Genomic DNA, 18,101 nt, shown 5'->3' on the forward strand with positions numbered 1-18,101 from the left:
GGCCACCACGGCCCGCAAGGACGGGGCGGGCGCCGAGCAGGAGTCCGTGCGTGCGGCGGGAGTCACTAGTCTTCGGGATGTGTCCGGCACCGTCATCGTCACCGACTCGACCGCGAGCCTGCCCGCCGAGCTGGCGCAGGAGCGCGGCATCCGGGTCGTGCCGCTGCAGGTGGTGATCGGCGCCCGCGTGCTCGACGAGGGGCCCGAGGGCGCCACGCCCGACGTGGTCGCCGAGGCGCTGCGGGACTTCGTGCCGGTCAGCACCTCACGGCCGGCGCCGGCGTTGTTCGCCGAGCTCTACCGCTCGCTGGCGGCCGAGGGCGCCGAGGAGGTCGTGTCGGTGCACCTCTCGGGTGAGATGAGCGGCACCTTCGAGTCCGCCCAGCTCGCCGCCCTCGAGGTCGACGTCCCCGTGCACGTCGTGGACTCCGGGCAGGTCGGCATCGCGACCGGCTACGCCGCGCTCACGGCAGCCGACGCGCTGGACGCCGGCGGGACGGCGGAGGAGGCAGCCCGGGCGGCGCTCGCCCGCGGCCGGGCAGCCACGTCGCTGTTCTACGTCGACACGCTGGAGTACCTGCGACGGGGCGGGCGCATCGGCGCCGCCGCCGCGATCTTCGGCAGCGCGCTGTCGGTGAAGCCCCTGCTCGAGATCGCCGAGGGCAGGGTCGCACCGCGCGAGCGGGTGCGTACGGCGTCGCGTGCCCTCGCCCGGCTGGCCGAGCTCGCCGTCGAGGCAGCCGGCGACCAGCCGGTCGACGTGTGCGTGTCGCACCTCGCCAACTCCGGTCGCGCCGAGGAGCTCACGGCCGTGCTGACCGACCGGCTCGCCGACGGGCTGGAGGGGCGCGAGGTGATGTGCGGCGAGCTCGGTGCCGTGCTGGGCGCGCACGTCGGCCCGGGCATGGTGGCCGTCTGCGTCGCTCCACGTCCCTGACGACCGCTGTCCACAGATTGCCGGTCGCCCCTGTCGAGCGGGCGCGGGCGTTCCTAGCGTGGGGGCATGCGCCGATCCCAGTCGTCCTCCGAGCACGCAGAGGCGGTGTCGCGGAGGCTGGCGACGCTGAGCGCCGAGCTCGCCGCCGTGCGCGGTGAGCCGACCGACCCGGCAGGTCCGGCCGACCCGGCGTGGGGTCACACGCGGGTCCGGGAGCGTCCCGACGCGGTCCCGGTGCCCGCGGCCGTCCCGATCGTCCCGCCGGTGCCCGGGCGCCACGCCTCGCGCCGGCTGCGGGTCGGCGGGCTGCAGCTCGGGCCGGTGCACGTCGCCGTCGTGGCCGTGGTCGCGGCCCTGGCCGTCGGGCTGGCGGCGTGGTGGGCGGTGCGTGACCAGGCCCGCGCCGTGCCGGTCGCGCCGGCCGTCAGCGAGACCGCAGGCGAGTCAGCCGGGTCGAGCGAGCCGTTGGCCCCCGTCGTGTCGTCGGACGCCGTCCCCGGCGCGCCGGGCGCAGCCGGTGCCCCCGGCTCGGCGACCGCGGGCGAGGAGTTGGTGGTCGACGTCGCGGGCAAGGTGCGCCGCCCCGGCATCGCGGTGCTGCCCGCCGGGTCGCGCGTCGTCGACGCGCTCGAGGCGGCAGGTGGTGCCCGGCGCGGCGTCGACCTGACCGCGCTCAACCTCGCCCGACCGGTCGTCGACGGGGAGCAGATCCTCGTGGGCGTCGCCCCGGCTGCGGGCGTGGCCGGCACGCTCGCCGCGCCGGGGCCCGGGGGGTCGACGCTGGTCAACCTCAACACTGCCGACCAGGCTGCGCTCGACACCCTGCCCGGCGTCGGGCCGGTGACGGCCGACGCCATCCTCGCCTGGCGCGACACCAACGGTGCGTTCACCTCCGTCGACGAGCTCCTCGAGGTCGACGGCATCGGGGAGGCCACCCTCGCCGACCTCGCACCGCTCGTCACGCTCTGACCGGCGACCGTGCCCGACCTGCGCGCGGTCGCGCTCGGCCTCGGCGCCTGGGCGGGGGCGCTCGTCGTGCTGGTCCTCCCGGGGTGGCCGGCCCTCGGGACGGTCGCCGCGGCGGTCGTGGCCGGCGGGACGGGTGTCGTCCGCCGGTGGTGGTCCCTCGCCTGGCTCGGTCCGCTCGGAGCGTTCGTGGCGGTCGCGGGGGTCGCCGCGCTCCAGCACTCCCTGCTCACGACGTCGCCCCTCGTCCTGCTCGCCGACGACGGTGCGGTCGTGGACCTCGAGCTCGAGCTGACCTCGGACGTGCGGGTCGTCAGCGGGCAGTACGGCGACCTCCAGGTCGTCCGGGCCACCGTGGCCCGGGCGGAGGGGCGCGGACGCGCGTGGTCCCTCGCCGCGCCGGTGGTGGTGATGGCCGACGCCGACTGGCCCCGGCTGCCGCTCGGCACCACGGTGGCCACGACGGCGCGGCTGGTGCCGGGGGACGGCGACGTCGCCGCGCTCGTACGCCCCACCGGGGAGCCGACGGTCGTGGCGGAGCCGGGGGTGTGGTGGGACGCAGCCGCAGCCGTACGACGATCGGTGCGCGCCGCTGTCGCCGGCCGCGACGCCGACGCGCGCGAGCTGGTCCCGGCCCTCGTGGTCGGGGACGACGGCGGCCTCGACCCCGACCTCGCCGACGACTTCCGGACCACCGGACTGACCCACCTCCTGGCGGTGAGCGGCACCAACCTGACGCTGGTGGTCGGGTTCCTGCTGGTCCTCGGTCGCTGGGCCGGCGTGCGCGGGCCCTGGCTCTACGCCCTGGGCGTGCTCGGGATCGTCGGGTTCGTGCTGACGGCTCGCGCCGAGCCGAGCGTCGTACGCGCTGCCGCGATGGGCTCGGTGGCCCTGGTGGGGATGGGCCGCAACGGCCGGTCACGGGGAGTGCGGGGCCTGGGGGTCGCGGTGCTCGGGCTGCTCCTGGTCTGGCCGCGCCTTGCCGTGACGGCGGGGTTCGCGCTGTCCGCCCTGGCGACGGCGGGGATCCTGCTGCTGGCCCCGGTCTGGCGCGACGCCCTGATGAGGTGGACGCCGCGCTGGGTGGCCGAGGCGGTGTCGGTGCCGCTCGCGGCCCAGGTGGCCTGCACGCCGGTGGTGGCCGCGCTCTCGGGGCAGGTCAGCCTGGTCGCGGTGGGCGCCAACCTGCTGGCCGCGCCTGCCGTCGCGCCGGCGACCGTGCTCGGGCTGTCCGGCGGCCTGCTGGGCCTGGTGTGGGGCCCGATCGGCGTCGCGGTGGCGGCCCCGGCGGCGTGGTCGGCGAGCTGGATCATCGCGGTGGCCCGCTGGGGAGCGGGCATCCCGACGGCGGCGGTTGACTGGGGCACCGGGCCCGTCGCGCTCGGGCTGCTCACGGTGCTGTGCCTGCTCGCGGTGCCGCTCGGCCCGCGGGTGCTCGGCCGACAGGGCTCGACGCTGGCCTGCACCGGGCTGCTGGTGGTGGTGATGCTGGTCCGCCCGCCGTCACCCGCCTGGCCGCCGGACGGCTGGGTGCTCGCGATGTGCGACGTCGGGCAGGGGGACGCCCTCGTGCTGCGCGCGGGTCCCGCGTCCGCGGTGGTCGTCGACGCCGGCCCCGAGCCGGAGGCCACCGACGCCTGCCTCGACCGGCTCGAGGTCGACTCCGTGCCCCTCCTGGTGCTGACGCACTTCCACGCCGACCACGTGGGCGGGGTGGCCGGCGTGCTCGACGGCCGCGACGTGGAGGTCGTCGAGGGCACGGGCCTGCTCGACCCGCCCGACGGCGCGGGGGACGTCGGGCGCGCGGTCGGTCGCGACCCGGCGCCGGCGGCGTACGGACTCACGCGCCGGGTCGGGGAGGTGACGCTCCAGACGGTGTGGCCCCGGCCGGGCGCCGGACCGACCGACCCCGGGGAGAGCGCGCCCAACAACGCCAGCGTCGTCCTCGTCGCCGAGGTCGCCGGGGTGCGGGTCCTGCTGACCGGCGACGTCGAGCCGTCGGCCCAGTCCGCGCTGGCCCGCGACCTCGCCGGGCTGCGGGTCGACGTGCTGAAGGTGCCCCACCACGGCAGCCGGCACCAGGACCTCGACTGGCTCACCTCGCTCGGTGCGCGGCTGGCGCTCGTGTCGGTGGGGGAGGGCAACGACTACGGGCACCCCGCTCCCGACCTGCTGGCCGCCCTCTCCGCGGCCGGCGCGGGCGTGTGGCGCACCGACGTCTCCGGCGACGTCGTCGTGGTGGTCCGGGACGGCGAGCTCGGTGTCGTCGCCCGCGACTAAGGTGGTCGCACCATGGCTCGCACTCCCTCCGCCGCGCAGGTCCTCGGCCACGTCGTCCTCGTGACGGGCAAGGAGGAATACCTCTCCGCGCGCACCGTCGCCTCGGTCCGCGACGCCGTCCGGGCCCACGACGCTGAGGCCGAGATGGCCGAGTCGGCGGCCGCCGACCTGACCCTGGCCTCCCTGGGTGAGATGTCGGCACCGTCGCTCTTCTCCTCCATCCGGTGCGTCATCGTCCGCGGCCTGGAGGACCTGCCTGACGAGTCCGTCGACGGGCTGCTCGACTACTGCGCGGCCCCGGCCGACGACGTCGCGCTCGTGCTCGTGCACTCGGGTGGGCAGAAGGGCAGCGGCGTGCTGACCAAGCTCCGCAAGCTGTCGCCGGTGACCGAGGTGAAGTCGGAGGAGGTCAAAGCGAGCGAGATGGTCGGCTTCGTGACCTCCGAGGTCGCCTCGCACGGCGCTCGGATCGACTCCGACGCGGCCGCGTTCCTGGTGCAGGCCGTCGGCACCGACCTGCGCTCGCTGGCCGCCGCGGCCGACCAGCTGACCAACGACTTCCACGGCGAGCCGCTCACCGTCGACAAGGTCCAGCGCTACTTCGGCGGCCGCGCCGAGGCCAAGTCGTTCACCGTCGCCGACGCCGCCTTCGCCGGCCGCCGCGCCGCGGCCCTCGAGGAGCTGCGCTGGGCGCTCGACTCCGGGACCTCCCCGGTGCTGGTCACCTCGGCGATGGCTGCGTCCGCGCGCAGCCTCGCGCGCTACCTCGGCGCCCCGCGCGGCGCCCGCGACGGCGACCTCGCCCGCGACCTCGGCGTACCCCCCTGGAAGGTCCGCACCGTCCGCGACCAGTCACGCTCGTGGAGCCCCGAGGGCATCGCCGCCGCGGTCCGCGCGGTCGCGCACGCCGACGCCGACATCAAGGGCCAGGCCCACGACGCGTCCTACACCCTCGAGCGGCTCGTGCTGACCGTCGCCGGGCTGCGCGACGGGCGCTGAGCACTCCCGGAAATGCAGAACACCCGCCACGAGGGGCGGGTGTCGCAGGTGAAGGTCCGCGTCAGAGCGAGGCGGCCTTCTTGGCGATCGACGACTTGCGGTTGGCGGCCTGGTTGGCGTGGATGACGCCCTTCGAGGCGGCCTTGTCGAGGGCCTTCATCGCGTCGCGACCGGCAGCCGTGGCGGCGTCCTTGTCGCCGGCCTCGGACAGCTCACGGAACCGGCGCACGGCGGTCTTCAGGCGCGACTTCACAGCCTGGTTGCGCTGGCGCGCCTTCTCGTTCTGCTTGTTGCGCTTGATCTGGGACTTGATGTTCGCCACGTGTGGATCCTTGAGTGCTCGACCGGAAGGGCTGGACCGGAATGGGAAAGTCTGGTGCTTGTCGGCTGCCTGGCGACCCCTCCCCGCAAGACGGAGAGGGTCGGGCGCCGGACATGCAGTGAGGAACACTACCGTCACGCCTCGTGAGCGCCCAAATCGTCTGGGCGCCGGGGCGACGACATCAGCGCCCGCTGCGTCGGGCGACGGCCTCCAGCATCCGGAGCGACTCCCGGATGCGGAAATCGTTGAGCGTGGGGAGGTTCAGGTCGACCGCGACCACCGAGCGCACCGCGAGGTGCGCGGCGAAGCCGGCGAGGAAGGCGGTGACGACCTCGTCACCGGCCTCCGCGAGCGCGGGGGAGGACGCGGTAGAGGTGTCGAACCACGGGTCGTCGACACGCTCGAGCCGGGCCAGGAGCGGGTCGGCCCAGGCGGGACCCCGTGCCGCCGCGCCCCAGTCGAGGAAGACGACCTGCCCGCCCGGGCGGCGCAGCAGGTTGTCGATCCGGATGTCCCAGTGCGCGACGTCGGGCATCGGGAGTGCGGCCTGCTCGCGCAGCACTCCGGCCCAGCCCTCGGGGTCGGAGCGCAGCCAGTCGGGCACCGGCGTCGTGGACGGGGCATCGCCGAGCGCGGTGAGGCTGTCGGCCCACTTCCCGAGGACGTGCGCGACGTCGACGAGGTCCACCGACGACGGGACGTCGCGGTGCTGCAGCACCTCGGCCAGCCGGTCGACCCCGGTGAGCACGGCCTCGAGCTCCGCGTCGTCGGTGAAGTCGGGGTGGCGCCCCTCGACGTCCTCGATCAGCAGCGCGACCCAGGCTCCGTCGTCGTACGACGCCAGCAGCCGCGCCCACAGCTCGTGCTCGCCGAGGTGGCCCAGCACGCCGATCTCCCGCCGGAACAGGCCGGGCGTGTCGGGGTTGAGCTCGGCGCCGACCGCCTTGACGAAGGCGCGGGTGCCGTCGGCGCAGGTCACCCGCGTCGCGCACCCCGGCGACATCCCGCCGACCTGCTCGGCCGTGCCCACGACCGGTGAGCCGAGCTGGTCCTCGACCCAGGCGCGCACCGCGGCGGGGACGGCGTCGTAGGTGAGGCGGACGCCGACCGCGCGCGGGGCGGTCACACCCAGCCCCGCCGCTCGGCCAGCCAGTCCCAGCACACCTCGCCCTGCCAGCGCTGGTGCTCGCGGATGTGCGGCGACGACGGCGGCACCGGCAGCTCGCACTGGGTGAGGAAGTAGCCGACGTAGAGCGCGAGGTTGACGTCGAACGCCTCCGGGTCGACGCCGCGCAGCAGCCGACGTGCGGCGATCACGGCCTCGACGTCGAGTCCCTCGCCCCGCGGCCCGATCAGCGCGGCGAAGGAGTCGAACCACGCGGCGCCGCGCACCGGCCAGTTCCAGTCGCAGACCAGGGCCCGGCCCTCGGGGTCGATGAGGACGTTGTCGGAGCGGACGTCGGTGTGGACCAGGGTGTCCCCGCCGACGACGTCGGCGTAGCGGCGTGCCAGGGCCTCGGCCTCCGCGAGCCGTTCCACGCCGAGGTCCGTACGCCGCTCGCGCAGCGCCGCCCAGCCCTCGAGGAGCGGCGCGAAGTCCTTCGCCGCGGTGTCGAGCTCCAGCCCCGCAGGGGGCGGCGTCACCACGTCGGCGACGACCTCGAGGGAGTCGAGCAGGGCGTCGAGGTCGTCGGCGCGCCACGGTCGGTGCGGCGCGCGGGCGGCGACGTACTCGATGCCGAGGACCACCCAGTCGTCGTCGAGGTGCCACTGCAGGCGCGGGGCGGGGACGTCCGCCGGCAGGGCGGCGAGCTTGCGCGCCTCCTCGCGGTAGGAGTCGGCGAACATGCGCTGCGCCTTGACCGAGGCCGCCTTCACGAAGTGGCGCGACCCGTCCTCGCACACCAGCACGGACGCGAAGCCCGGCGTGAAGCCGCTCGTCTGGGAGATCGCCGAGACGACGGGCGACCCGCACCTGCGCTCGATCCAGGCCCGCAGGTGGGGCGGCAGGAAGGACCACTCGAGCCGGCGCGCGGTCTTCCCGTGCGGGGCGGGGTAGGGGGCGATCGAGGAGGAGCGGGCCATGGCGGCATCCTTCCCCACGCCTGCTGCGCGCCACGACCGGATATCGGGTGGAGGGCCGGACGGGCGGCCCGCAAGACTGGTGCCATGCCTGAGCTCGTGCTGCCGACCACCACTGTCCGCGAGTCGTTCCTGGAGGCGATGGACGAGTTCGTCGCCGAGGGCGCGGAGTCCACCCAGACGGCCGCGTGGATCGAGCACCACGCGCCCGGCTGGAAGGACCCGGACGCCTTCGCGGCCTTCGCCGCGGCCGTGCGCGCCGACGCCGCCGAGGACACCCCGCGCCCGGAGTGGCACGTGCCGTGCACGACGCTGTGGTGGGTCGACGGCGAGGACTACCTGGGCCGGATCGCGATCCGGCACCGGCTCAACGACTTCCTGCTCGACGTGGGCGGGCACATCGGCTACGACGTGCGCCCGACGCGGCGGCGCGAGGGCCACGCGACCGCGATGCTGCAGCACGCGCTGCCGTGGGCGCGCGGGCTCGGCATCGACCCGGCCCTGGTCACCTGCGACGACGACAACGTCGGCTCGGTCCGGGTCATCGAGGCGGCGGGCGGCGTGCTGGAGGACGTGCGCGGGGTGAAGCGGCGCTACTGGGTGCCGACCGTGTCCTGAGGGTCCTGCTGGGACTCGGGGACCGGCACCGGCGTACGACGGGTGCGGGTGGCCGCGCCCACCCCCACCACCGCGACCACGAGGCCGACGAGCTGGGTGGGCGAGAGCGTCTCGTCGAGCACCAGCCAGGCGAGGACGGCGGTGACCGGCGGACTGAGGAAGAAGAGGCTGGCCGCCGCGCCCGATCCGCCGCGCAGCACGAGCACGGCCAGCAGCACCAGGCCGACGATCGAGTTCACGACCGCCAGGTACAGCACCGAGACCACCGCCTGGCGGGTGTCGGTGACCGGCCAGACGCCCTCGGTGATCCACCCGAGCGCGAGCAGCGGGGGAGCGGACACGGCGAACTGCACCGCAGCGGACCAGAGCAGGTCGGGCTGCGCGCCGATCCAGCGCTGGCCGAGGGTGCCGAGGCTGAGGGTGAGCATGCTGAGGCACCCGACGAGCACCGCGACCGGGCCACCGGCGTGGCCGAGGTCAGCCCCGAGCACGAGCAGCACCCCCACGACGCCGATCGCGAAGCCGGCGACCTGGAGCGTCGAGACCCGTTCGCCCAGGATCGCCGCTGCCAGCAGGGCGGTCAGGACGGGGCTGAGGGCGTGGAGGAGCGAGGCCAGCGTCGCGCCGAGCCCGAGGTCGAACGCGACGTACATCAGGCCGAACTGGACGGCGTTCATCACGAAGCCGACGGCGGCGACCCGTCGCAGCGTGTCCCGGTCCATCCGGGTGGGCCTCCGCAGCGCCACCGCCAGTCCCGCGGCGAGGAGCGCCGCCAGGACGAACCGCCACCCGAGCACCGAGAAGGGCGCCGCCGCGTCGACCGCGGCGGGTCCGGAGATGTAGCCGGACGACCACACGAGCACGAATGCCGCTGCCGGGACCAGGGGAAGGGTCGTTCCGGTCCGAGAGGTCACCGCTGCACGCTAGCGTCCGGCTGCACCTGCTCCCACGTCGCCGGTTCGGCGGGCCGCGGCCCGCGTGGAAGAATGACCCGACCCCGCCGTCGTACTCCTGAAAGCAGTCCGTGAGCCTCAAGAACGCGCCGCAGCCTGGCTCGACCGACCCGTCGATCATCCGCAACTTCTGCATCATCGCGCACATCGACCACGGCAAGTCGACGCTGGCCGACCGCATGCTGCAGCTCACGGGGGTCGTCGACGAGCGGGCGTCGCGTGCGCAGTACCTCGACCGGATGGACATCGAGCGCGAGCGCGGGATCACCATCAAGTCGCAGGCCGTGCGGATGCCGTGGACCGTCCCTGCCGGCAACGTCGAGGGCGCCGAGCCCGGCACCTACGTGCTCAACATGATCGACACCCCGGGCCACGTCGACTTCACCTACGAGGTGTCCCGCTCGCTCGAGGCGTGCGAGGCGGCGGTCCTGCTGGTCGACGCCGCCCAGGGCATCGAGGCGCAGACGCTGGCCAACCTCTACCTCGCGATGGGCGCCGACCTCCACATCATCCCGGTGCTCAACAAGATCGACCTGCCGAGCGCCAACGTGGAGAAGTACGCCGCCGAGCTCGCCGGACTGGTCGGCTGCGAGCCCGAGGAGGTGCTGCTCACCAGCGCCAAGACCGGCGTCGGCGTCGAGGCGCTGCTCAACGAGATCGTGAAGCAGACCCCTGCGCCGGTGGGCGACGCGGACGCCCCGGCACGCGCCCTGATCTTCGACTCGGTCTACGACACCTACCGCGGCGTGGTCACCTACGTCCGGGTGGTCGACGGCAAGCTCAGCCACCGCGACCGGATCAAGATGATGTCGACCAACGCGGTGCACGAGATGCTCGAGGTCGGGGTGATCAGCCCCGAGCCGGTGAAGGCGCGCGAGATCGGGGTCGGCGAGGTCGGCTACCTCATCACCGGCGTGAAGGACGTGCGCCAGTCGCGCGTCGGTGACACGGTCACCTCGCAGCACCACGGCGCCACCGAGTCGCTCGGCGGCTACAAGCACCCCAACCCGATGGTCTACGCCGGTCTCTACCCGATCGACGGCGACGACTACCCGGGCCTGCGCGACGCGCTGGAGAAGCTGCAGCTCAACGACGCGGCACTGACCTACGAGCCCGAGACCTCCGGTGCGCTGGGCTTCGGCTTCCGCTGCGGCTTCCTCGGCCTGCTGCACATGGAGATCACCCGCGACCGGCTCGAGCGCGAGTTCGACCTCGACCTGATCTCGACCGCGCCCAACGTGGTCTACGAGGTCGCCCTCGACGACGGCACCGAGGTCGAGGTGACCAACCCGAGCGAGTACCCCGACGGCAAGGTCGCCGAGGTGCGCGAGCCCGTCGTGAAGGCCACGATCCTCGCGCCGTCCGACTACATCGGCACGATCATGGAGCTGTGCCAGCTCAAGCGCGGCAGCCTGCAGGGGATGGACTACCTCTCCGAGGACCGCGTCGAGATGCGCTACACGCTGCCGATGGGCGAGATCGTCTTCGACTTCTTCGACCAGCTCAAGTCGCGCACCAAGGGCTACGCCTCCCTCGACTACGAGCGCTCCGGCGAGCAGGCCGCCGACCTGGTCAAGGTCGACATCCTGCTGCAGGGCGAGCCGGTGGACGCGTTCAGCGCGATCATCCACCGCGACGCCGCCTACTCCTACGGCGTGATGATGGCCGGCAAGCTCAAGGACCTCATCCCGCGCCAGCAGTTCGAGGTGCCGATCCAGGCCGCCATCGGCGCCCGGGTGATCGCCCGCGAGACCATCCGCGCGATCCGCAAGGACGTGCTGGCCAAGTGCTACGGCGGCGACATCAGCCGCAAGCGCAAGCTGCTGGAGAAGCAGAAGGCCGGCAAGAAGCGGATGAAGAACATCGGCTCCGTCGAGGTGCCGCCGGAGGCCTTCGTCGCTGCGCTGTCCACCTCGCAGCCGGCGGAGAAGTCCGGCAAGAAGTGACCGTCGTCCGGACGGTCCGTGCCGCCGACGTGCGTCCCCGGCCGTGGGCCAACGGCGGCGGCACGACGCGCGAGCTCGCGGTCGCCGACGACGGGGCGTGGCGGATCAGCCTCGCCGACGTCGACCGCGACGGGCCGTTCTCGACGTTCGCCGGCCGGCAGCGCCTGCTGACCGTCGTCGAAGGACCGGTGCTGGACCTGCAGGTGGACGGCGACGCGCAGGTCGTCGAGCCGCAGCGGCCGTTCGCCTTCTCGGGCGACGCGTCCACCGTGGCGTCCGTGCCGGAGGGGCCCGTACGCGTGCTGAACGTCGTCGTCGACCCGGCGCGGGTCCGGCCCCACGTCACCGTGCTGGAGCTGGGGCGGTCCTCGACCCTCCCGGTCGCGGCGGACCAGGCGGCGTACGTCGTCTCCGGCGCCTGCGGCGGCCTCGAGACCGGCAGCCTCGTCCTCGGCCCCGGCGAGGTCGCCGGCCGGTGCACCGTGGCAGTGGTCACCCTGCAGCAGCACTCCTGACCGCGGCCACCGGGTGGAACCCCTGCCCGGTGCAGTCCGTCCGACAGGCATGGCAGCCCCGACGGCGCGCGCAGCGGCGACGCTCGTGGCGGGACTGCTCCTCGGCGGTTGCGGCGGCGGCTCCGAGTGCGAGGTCGCCGCCCACGTCGTCAGGGAGGTGGGTCCCTCGCTCGTCCTGACCTCCTCGACCGGGGTCGACGGGAAGCCCGTGGACTCCGTCGAGCTGTCCCGCGTCCGCTTCGACGGCCGGGCGGTGGATCGCCGGTCGCTGGTGTCGTCGTGGCTGTCCAGCGGCCTGACCCTCGACCGAGGTCGTCTGGTCTGCAGCCTGCCGTGCGGGCTGGCCGGAACGACCGGGCAGTGGCAGCTCCGGGTGACCGGTCACGACGGAGGCGCCGCCCACGTCGACGTCCAGGGTCACCCGCCCCTCAGCCCGGGCGGGTGCAGCCCCGTGGTGGGCCGGGCGGCGACGATCTCGCCGGAGCTCAGGCTGGCCCCCGACGGCTCTTGAGGGCGGCGCGCGAGTCCGTCAGCCACCCGCAGCCTGCCAGCGCGGGTCGCGGCCGAGCCGGGCGAGCAGCCGGTCGGTCACCGAGGCGTCGTCGCCGACCCGGACCGCGTCGGCGCACACGCCCTCGGAGTGCAACGCCGGTCCCCAGCCGTCGGCCGTGGCGTGCAGGGCGGCAGCCTCGGCCTCGCTGACGGACCACGCCTGGCCGGTGGCGCGCGCCACGTCGGACCCGTGGACGACGAGGTCCCAGCCGTAGAAGTCGGCGATCGTGGCGGCGATCGTCGTCGGGCCGAAGTAGCCGTCGTACTCCCGGGCGGCCACGCCGTCGCCCGAGAGCACCGAGGTGACGTGCGCGCGCTGCGCCCGCCACGCGGCGGCCGGGTCGGTGAGGTCGGGCTCGGGTCCGGCGTCGAGGCCCTGTCGGTCCAGGAAGGCACGCTGGGTCTCCAGCACGTGGGCGACGACGTCGCGGGCGCTCCAGCCCTCGCACGGCGAGGGCACGTCCCAGGGGCCGCCGGAGGCGTCGACCGCGTCGAGGACCTCGGCGAACCGGTCGGCGCGCTGCTGGAAGAGGGAGAGGTGGTGGTCGGTGGTGAGGGTCGTCTGCGTCATGGCCCCACTCTCGCCGCGCGGGTGTCGGTGGGGATTGTGATAATCCGACACATGACCAGCCGGACGGGGGCGGGCGGCCCGCAGCCGGTGGACCCGATCGACCGGGCCCACCTGACCGGGGTGAGCCGTCCCTCGCCGCCGATCCACCGCTACGCCCCGAGCAGCCACCTCGTCGACCTGGTCGAGCGCTACTGGGTCCCGGTCTGGTCGCTGACCGAGCCGTCGACGCAGAGCACCCTCCAGCACCCGGTCTGCCTGGTGGTCGTCAGCAACACCTACGCCCGCTTCTACGGCGTCACCCGCGGGCGGTCGAGCGTGACGCTGGAGGGTGACGGCTGGGCGGTCGGCACGATGCTCAGCCCGGCCGCCGGCCGGCTGGTGCTGGGCCGGTCGGTCGCCGAGGTCACCGACACGTGGATCGAGCTAGCCGACCTCCTGCCGGCCGGCCGGTCGGGGGGTGCCCTGGTCGACGACGTGCGCGCCGCGATGGAGGACGACCCGCACGACCCCGCCGCCCACCTCGCATCGATCGCACGCGTGGAGTCGTGGCTGGCCACCCACCTGCCCGCGGATGCCTCCGGCCTGCTGGTCAACCGGCTGGTGTCCTGGCTCGGTGAGCACCCGGAGGTCACCCGGGTCGACGAGCTGGCCCGCGAGGCGGGACTGTCCGAGCGCAGCCTGCAGCGGCTGGTGGAGCAGCGCATCGGGCTGAGCCCCAAGTGGCTCCTGCAGCGACGCCGCCTGCACGACGCGGTCGAGGCCCTCAAGGCCGGACGCGGCACCCTGGCAGAGGTGGCCGCCGACCTGGGCTACGCCGACCAGGCCCACTTCACCCACGACTTCCGCACCGTCACCGGGATGACGCCGGGGGACTACCTCAGGGACCAGCCCGTCAGACCGCCTCGCGGGTGAGCGTCACCTCGGTGACGGTGATGTCGAGCGCGACCTCGAGCGCGGCCACCGGCTCGTCGAGCTCGGCCCGGCGCGGCCGCCTCGTCCGCGCGAACCACGTCACCTCCAGCGGTCGGCGGCGCGCGGTCCCCGCCGCTCGCCAGAAACCGGTGATGCGACCGTCGACGAGCAGCGGCGGGAGCAGCATCCCGTTGGACTCGTTCCAGAGCCGGCGGTGGTGCTCGGACGTCACGAAGCGGTCGCGGGCCCGGGAGTCGTAGCCGCACAGCAGCGCGTCGAACTCCGGCAGCAGGCGCACGCCCGGCAGGTCCCGTGGCGCCGGCGCGTCCGGCAGGTCGACGTACGTCCTGTCCTCCGGCCCCGCCTGCTCGACGACGTCCAGGTCGGCGAGCCCGTCCTCGACCGCCGCGAGCGGGATGCCGGCCCACCAGGCGACGTCCTGCCGCGACGAGGGCCCGTGGGCGCGGAGGTGGAGGCGTACGACGTCGGCGAGGGTGGCCGGGCCCGTGCGCTCGAAGGTGGCATAGACCGGCTTGCCCTGTCCCTCCCAGCGGTCGCCCGAGGCCGGACGGCGGACGAGGGCACCGTGGGCGAAGCCGAGGTAGCGGCCCGGGCCGGAGGCGGCAGCCTCCAGCGAGGCGGGCGCGTGGCGGGCCAGCCAGTCGGCGACGTGGGCACGCAGCTCGTCGGGTGTGCGCCACTCGCGGGCATGGTCCTCGACGGACGCCCAGAGGCCGGCCATCTGCTCCTCGGTGATGCCCAGCTGGCGTGCCCACCGTCCGTGCTGTCCGACGCGGGTGGCCTCCGCGAGCACGGTGTACGCCTCGGGCGAGGCCGTGTGGACGGTGCCGCGGATCGTGCTGCCGCGGACGATCCCACCGGCCTCGTAGGCGGCGACGATCTCTGCCCGGGTCACGCCCGGGAAGCGAGCGCCGAGCCCGATGAACGCGGAGCGGGCCGTCTGGGTCTGCAGGTCACCGATGGCGTGCACCCGCTCCGCCACCGTGCCCGGGGCGTCGGGGAACTGCCGGGCCACGGACGCGGCGGCCAGGTCGTCCCAGGTCAGCGCCACCGCTCAGCCGCGCATCGGGCCGCCGGAACGGCCGTAGGACCCGGCGACGATCTCGGCCACCACGGAGAGGGCGATCTCGCCCGGCCCCTTGCCGCCGAGGTCGAGGCCGGCCGGCACGTGGAGCCGGGTGGTGTCGACGCCCTCGTCGGTCAGCTCCGCCAGGAGGCCGGCCGCTCGCCCGCGACTGGCCATCATCGCGACGTAGGCCGCGTCCGAGGCCAGCGCGGCCCGCAGCACGGCGGGCGCGTCCGGGGCGTCGTGGTCGCACAGGACCACGGCGTCACCCGGCTGCGGGTCCAGCCCGGGTCCGCCGTCGTCGGCCGACTCGACCACCACGGTGCGCCCGGCCGTCGCTGCGATCGCCGCGATCGACCGCGAGATCGGGTTGTCGCTGAGGACGAGGATCCGGCCGTGCCGGACCTCGTCGTCCGACCATGGCTGCTGCCGCGCGGCCTTCTCCGTCATGCCGACCACCCTAGGCTCGCGGCATGCCCGTCACCATCCCTGCGAGGCTGCTCTCCCAGCGGGCGCTCGGCGACGACTGGGGACGCTGGCTCGACCGGCTGCCGAGGCTCGCCACGGACCTGCTCGACGAGTGGGGGCTGCGCGCGACCGGGCCCTCCCTGCACGGCTTCTGCTCGCTGGTGCTGCCGGTCGTCGACGCCGACGGCACGGCCGGTGCGCTGAAGGTCGGCTTCGACGGCGACGACGAGTCGCTCCACGAGGGCCTCGCGCTCCAGCACTGGGGCGGGAGGGGCGCCGTACGACTGCAGCGGGCCGACCCGCGCCGGCGGGCGCTGCTGCTGGACTGGCTGCCCGGGCCGGACCTCGGCGACGCCTGGGACGTCGAGGCCTGCGAGAGGGTCGGGGCGCTCTACGGCCGGCTCCACGTCCCGGCGATGCCGCAGCTCGCCGCCGTGGCGTCGTACGTCGAGCGGTGGCTGCGCGAGCTCGGCGAGCTGGGCCGCGACCTCCCGGTCCCGCGCCGCTACGTCGAGCAGGCCCTCTCGCTCGGGCCCGACCTCCTGGCCGACAAGACGGCGCCCGTGGTCGTGCACGGCGACCTCCACTACGCCAACGTGCTCGCCGACGAGGCGGGGGAGTGGCTGGCCATCGACCCCAAGCCGATGGCCGGCGACCCGCACTACGAGCCGGCGCCGATGCTCTGGAACCGGATGGCGGAGCTGAGCGGTCCGGGAGCGGTCGGCTCGGTGCGCGACGGGTTGCGCCGCCGCTTCCACGCGCTCGTCGACGCCGCCGGGCTCGACGAGGCGCGCGCGCGGGACTGGGTGGTGGTGCGGATGGTGCTCAACGCAGGCTGGGCGGTGCAGGACGCGCAGCGCGCCGGCCGCCGCCTGACGGGCGAGGAGCAGGACTGGATCACCCGCTGCATCGCCCTCACCAAGGCCGTGCAGGACTGACGAAAGTCGCAAAGTCAGCCGTCTGGCGGGAGATTCGCCGTGTTTGCTACCGCTGGGTAAACCCAGTGATCTAGGTTACAGCCCAAGTCAGCCCCCGCCCCGACGAATGAGCAGGTACCAGATGCCGACCACCATCGACACGACCTTCCTCGACACCATGCCACCCAACGTCGCCGTCCAGTTCTTCGACCGCGTCACCGCCACCCCCGACGCCGAGGCCTTCCGGTTCCCGCGTGGCGAGGCGTGGGAGTCCGTCACCTGGAAGCAGGCCGGCGACAAGGTCGAGGCGCTCGCCGCGGGTCTCATCGCGCTGGGGGTCGAGCCCGAGCAGCGCGTCGGCATCGCGTCCGGCACGCGCTACGAGTGGATCCTCGCCGACCTCGCGATCATGTGTGCGGCCGGTGCCACCACCACCGTCTACCCGACCACCAACGCCGAGGACACCGTCTACATCCTGGGCGACTCCGAGAGCCGCGTCGTCTTCGCCGAGGACGACGAGCAGGTCGCCAAGCTCACCGCCCACCGCTCCGAGCTGCCCCACGTGAGCAAGGTCATCACCTTCGAGGGAGCGACCGACGGCGACTGGATCATCTCGCTGGAGGACCTCGCCGCGCTGGGCGCCGAGAGGCTCGCCGAGCAGCCCGACGTGGTGCGTACGACGTCGCAGGCGATCCGCCCCGACCAGCTGGCCACCCTCATCTACACCTCCGGCACCACCGGCCGCCCCAAGGGCGTGCGCCTGCGGCACTCCTCGTGGGTCTACGAGGGCGAGGCCATCCGCGCGCAGGGCATCCTCTCCGAGAGCGACCTCGAGTTCCGCTGGCTGCCGATGGCGCACTCCTTCGGCAAGGTGCTGATGTCGACGCAGATGGCCTGCGGCTTCGCCGCCGCGATCGACGGTCGCGTCGAGAAGATCGTCGACAACCTCGGCGTGGTCAAGCCGACCTTCATGGGCGCCGCGCCCCGCATCTTCGAGAAGGCGCACGGCCGGATCGTCACCATGCAGGCGGCCGAGGGCGGCGCCAAGGAGAAGATCTTCAAGAAGGCCTTCGACGTCGGCCTCGAGGTCGAGCGCCGCAAGCGCGAGGGCCAGTCCGTGCCGATCGGTCTCAAGGTCCAGCACGGCCTGTTCGACAAGCTGGTCTTCTCCAAGATCCGCGACCGCTTCGGTGGCAACGTCCGCTTCTTCATCTCCGGTGCCGCAGCACTCAACCGCGACATCGCCGAGTGGTTCGGCGTGGCCGGCATCAAGATCCTCGAGGGCTACGGCCTCACCGAGACCTCGGCGGGCTCCTTCGTCAACCACCCCGACCGCAACAAGTTCGGCACCGTGGGCCCGGTCTTCCCGGGCAGCGAGGTCAAGCTCGGCGACAACGACGAGATCATGATCAAGGGTCCCGGCGTGATGGACGGCTACCACAACCTCCCCGAGGAGACGGCCAAGACGCTGACCTCCGACGGCTGGCTGCACACCGGTGACAAGGGCGCCCTCGACGCGGACGGCCACCTGGTCATCACCGGCCGCATCAAGGAGCTGTTCAAGACCTCCGGCGGCAAGTACATCGCGCCGCCGGCGATCGAGTCGAAGTTCAAGGCCGTCTGCCCCTACGCCAGCCAGTTCATGGTCTTCGGCGACGAGCGCAACTACTGCGTCGCACTGGTCACCCTCGACCCGGACGCGATGGCGGGCTGGGCCGAGGAGAACGGCATGGGCGGCAGGTCCTACACCGAGATCGTGCAGTCCGACGAGGTGCAGAAGATGGTCGGCGACTACGTCGACGAGCTCAACAGCCACCTCAACCGCTGGGAGACCATCAAGAAGTGGAAGCTCCTGGACCACGACCTCACCGTCGAGTCGGGTGAGCTCACCCCCTCGATGAAGGTCAAGCGCAACGTCGTTCAGGAGAACAACCAGGCGCTCATCGACCAGATGTACGCCTAGCCGAGCGAGGCTG

The 18,101-nt window shown here is 73.7% G+C and carries 18 protein-coding genes; 11 read left to right on the top strand and 7 right to left on the bottom strand.

Features of this window, described 5'->3' with window-relative positions:
* The first annotated feature begins 79 nt into the window (after nucleotides 1-79).
* The 4 genes from ACNKF0_RS07665 (at nucleotide 80) to holA (ending at nucleotide 5,182) form a co-directional block, all read left to right on the top strand.
* Nucleotides 80-937, top strand: coding sequence for a DegV family protein (locus ACNKF0_RS07665; protein ID WP_416957167.1), 858 nt, complete (start codon nucleotides 80-82; stop codon nucleotides 935-937).
* A gap of 66 nt (nucleotides 938-1,003) precedes the next feature.
* A complete protein-coding gene (locus tag ACNKF0_RS07670) occupies nucleotides 1,004-1,906 on the top strand; it encodes a helix-hairpin-helix domain-containing protein (RefSeq protein WP_416957169.1) in 903 nt (300 codons plus the stop codon).
* Between the two features lie 9 nt (nucleotides 1,907-1,915).
* The gene (locus tag ACNKF0_RS07675; RefSeq protein ID WP_416957172.1) at nucleotides 1,916-4,183 is read left to right on the top strand and encodes a ComEC/Rec2 family competence protein; all 2,268 of its coding nucleotides are present in this window, start codon (nucleotides 1,916-1,918) and stop codon (nucleotides 4,181-4,183) included.
* A 12-nt stretch (nucleotides 4,184-4,195) separates the two neighbouring features.
* Nucleotides 4,196-5,182 (top strand): DNA polymerase III subunit delta, encoded by a 987-nt coding sequence (gene holA, locus ACNKF0_RS07680; RefSeq protein WP_416957174.1) that lies wholly within the window; start codon nucleotides 4,196-4,198, stop codon nucleotides 5,180-5,182.
* 61 nt (nucleotides 5,183-5,243) lie between these two features.
* On the opposite strand, the gene rpsT is transcribed toward holA, so the two are convergent.
* The 3 genes from rpsT to ACNKF0_RS07695 form a co-directional block, all read right to left on the bottom strand.
* On the bottom strand, nucleotides 5,244-5,504 hold the full coding sequence (gene rpsT / locus ACNKF0_RS07685; protein ID WP_299927527.1) for a 30S ribosomal protein S20: 261 nt from the start codon (nucleotides 5,502-5,504) through the stop codon (nucleotides 5,244-5,246).
* Nucleotides 5,505-5,685: 181 nt separating this feature from the next.
* On the bottom strand, nucleotides 5,686-6,630 hold the full coding sequence (locus ACNKF0_RS07690) for a hypothetical protein (RefSeq protein WP_416957178.1): 945 nt from the start codon (nucleotides 6,628-6,630) through the stop codon (nucleotides 5,686-5,688).
* Nucleotides 6,627-7,589: a phosphotransferase family protein gene (locus ACNKF0_RS07695; RefSeq protein ID WP_416957180.1), complete on the bottom strand. Its 963-nt coding sequence runs from the start codon at nucleotides 7,587-7,589 to the stop codon at nucleotides 6,627-6,629. The genes ACNKF0_RS07690 and ACNKF0_RS07695 overlap by 4 nt, the downstream gene beginning before the upstream one ends.
* Nucleotides 7,590-7,673: 84 nt before the next feature.
* On the opposite strand from ACNKF0_RS07695, the gene ACNKF0_RS07700 reads away from it, so the two are divergent.
* Complete coding sequence (locus tag ACNKF0_RS07700; protein WP_416957182.1) at nucleotides 7,674-8,204, top strand: GNAT family N-acetyltransferase; 531 nt, start codon at nucleotides 7,674-7,676, stop codon at nucleotides 8,202-8,204.
* On the opposite strand, the gene ACNKF0_RS07705 is transcribed toward ACNKF0_RS07700, so the two are convergent.
* Nucleotides 8,180-9,118, bottom strand: coding sequence for a DMT family transporter (locus tag ACNKF0_RS07705; RefSeq protein ID WP_416957184.1), 939 nt, complete (start codon nucleotides 9,116-9,118; stop codon nucleotides 8,180-8,182). The two genes, ACNKF0_RS07700 and ACNKF0_RS07705, sit on opposite strands and share 25 nt — an antisense overlap.
* 110 nt (nucleotides 9,119-9,228) lie before the next feature.
* Between ACNKF0_RS07705 and lepA the strand changes: the two genes are divergently transcribed.
* Genes lepA through ACNKF0_RS07720 form a run of 3 tightly spaced genes read left to right on the top strand, consistent with a single transcriptional unit; the run spans nucleotide 9,229 to nucleotide 12,129 of the window.
* Complete coding sequence (gene lepA / locus ACNKF0_RS07710; protein WP_416957186.1) at nucleotides 9,229-11,103, top strand: translation elongation factor 4; 1,875 nt, start codon at nucleotides 9,229-9,231, stop codon at nucleotides 11,101-11,103.
* On the top strand, nucleotides 11,100-11,618 hold the full coding sequence (locus ACNKF0_RS07715; RefSeq protein WP_416957189.1) for a HutD family protein: 519 nt from the start codon (nucleotides 11,100-11,102) through the stop codon (nucleotides 11,616-11,618). The genes lepA and ACNKF0_RS07715 overlap by 4 nt, the downstream gene beginning before the upstream one ends.
* A 49-nt stretch (nucleotides 11,619-11,667) precedes the next feature.
* Nucleotides 11,668-12,129 (top strand): hypothetical protein, encoded by a 462-nt coding sequence (locus tag ACNKF0_RS07720; protein WP_416957191.1) that lies wholly within the window; start codon nucleotides 11,668-11,670, stop codon nucleotides 12,127-12,129.
* 18 nt (nucleotides 12,130-12,147) lie between these two features.
* Here ACNKF0_RS07720 and ACNKF0_RS07725 read toward each other — a convergent pair whose 3' ends face one another.
* Nucleotides 12,148-12,741, bottom strand: coding sequence for a maleylpyruvate isomerase family mycothiol-dependent enzyme (locus ACNKF0_RS07725; RefSeq protein ID WP_416957193.1), 594 nt, complete (start codon nucleotides 12,739-12,741; stop codon nucleotides 12,148-12,150).
* A gap of 51 nt (nucleotides 12,742-12,792) precedes the next feature.
* Between ACNKF0_RS07725 and ACNKF0_RS07730 the strand changes: the two genes are divergently transcribed.
* Nucleotides 12,793-13,653 (top strand): helix-turn-helix domain-containing protein, encoded by an 861-nt coding sequence (locus ACNKF0_RS07730; RefSeq protein ID WP_416957195.1) that lies wholly within the window; start codon nucleotides 12,793-12,795, stop codon nucleotides 13,651-13,653.
* On the opposite strand, the gene ACNKF0_RS07735 is transcribed toward ACNKF0_RS07730, so the two are convergent.
* Complete coding sequence (locus ACNKF0_RS07735; protein WP_416957197.1) at nucleotides 13,634-14,725, bottom strand: winged helix DNA-binding domain-containing protein; 1,092 nt, start codon at nucleotides 14,723-14,725, stop codon at nucleotides 13,634-13,636. The genes ACNKF0_RS07730 and ACNKF0_RS07735 overlap by 20 nt on opposite strands.
* A 3-nt stretch (nucleotides 14,726-14,728) precedes the next feature.
* Nucleotides 14,729-15,190 (bottom strand): XdhC family protein, encoded by a 462-nt coding sequence (locus ACNKF0_RS07740; protein ID WP_416957199.1) that lies wholly within the window; start codon nucleotides 15,188-15,190, stop codon nucleotides 14,729-14,731.
* Between the two features lie 23 nt (nucleotides 15,191-15,213).
* On the opposite strand from ACNKF0_RS07740, the gene ACNKF0_RS07745 reads away from it, so the two are divergent.
* Both ACNKF0_RS07745 and ACNKF0_RS07750 read left to right on the top strand, forming a co-directional pair.
* Nucleotides 15,214-16,146: an aminoglycoside phosphotransferase family protein gene (locus ACNKF0_RS07745; protein ID WP_416957201.1), complete on the top strand. Its 933-nt coding sequence runs from the start codon at nucleotides 15,214-15,216 to the stop codon at nucleotides 16,144-16,146.
* A 121-nt stretch (nucleotides 16,147-16,267) separates the two neighbouring features.
* The gene (locus tag ACNKF0_RS07750; RefSeq protein ID WP_416957203.1) at nucleotides 16,268-18,088 is read left to right on the top strand and encodes an AMP-dependent synthetase/ligase; all 1,821 of its coding nucleotides are present in this window, start codon (nucleotides 16,268-16,270) and stop codon (nucleotides 18,086-18,088) included.
* Nucleotides 18,089-18,101 lie beyond the last annotated feature (13 nt).

Origin of the sequence: Nocardioides sp. T5, from assembly GCF_048161455.1 — a bacterium.
In the GTDB taxonomy this organism is placed as follows: Bacteria; Actinomycetota; Actinomycetes; order Propionibacteriales; family Nocardioidaceae; genus Nocardioides.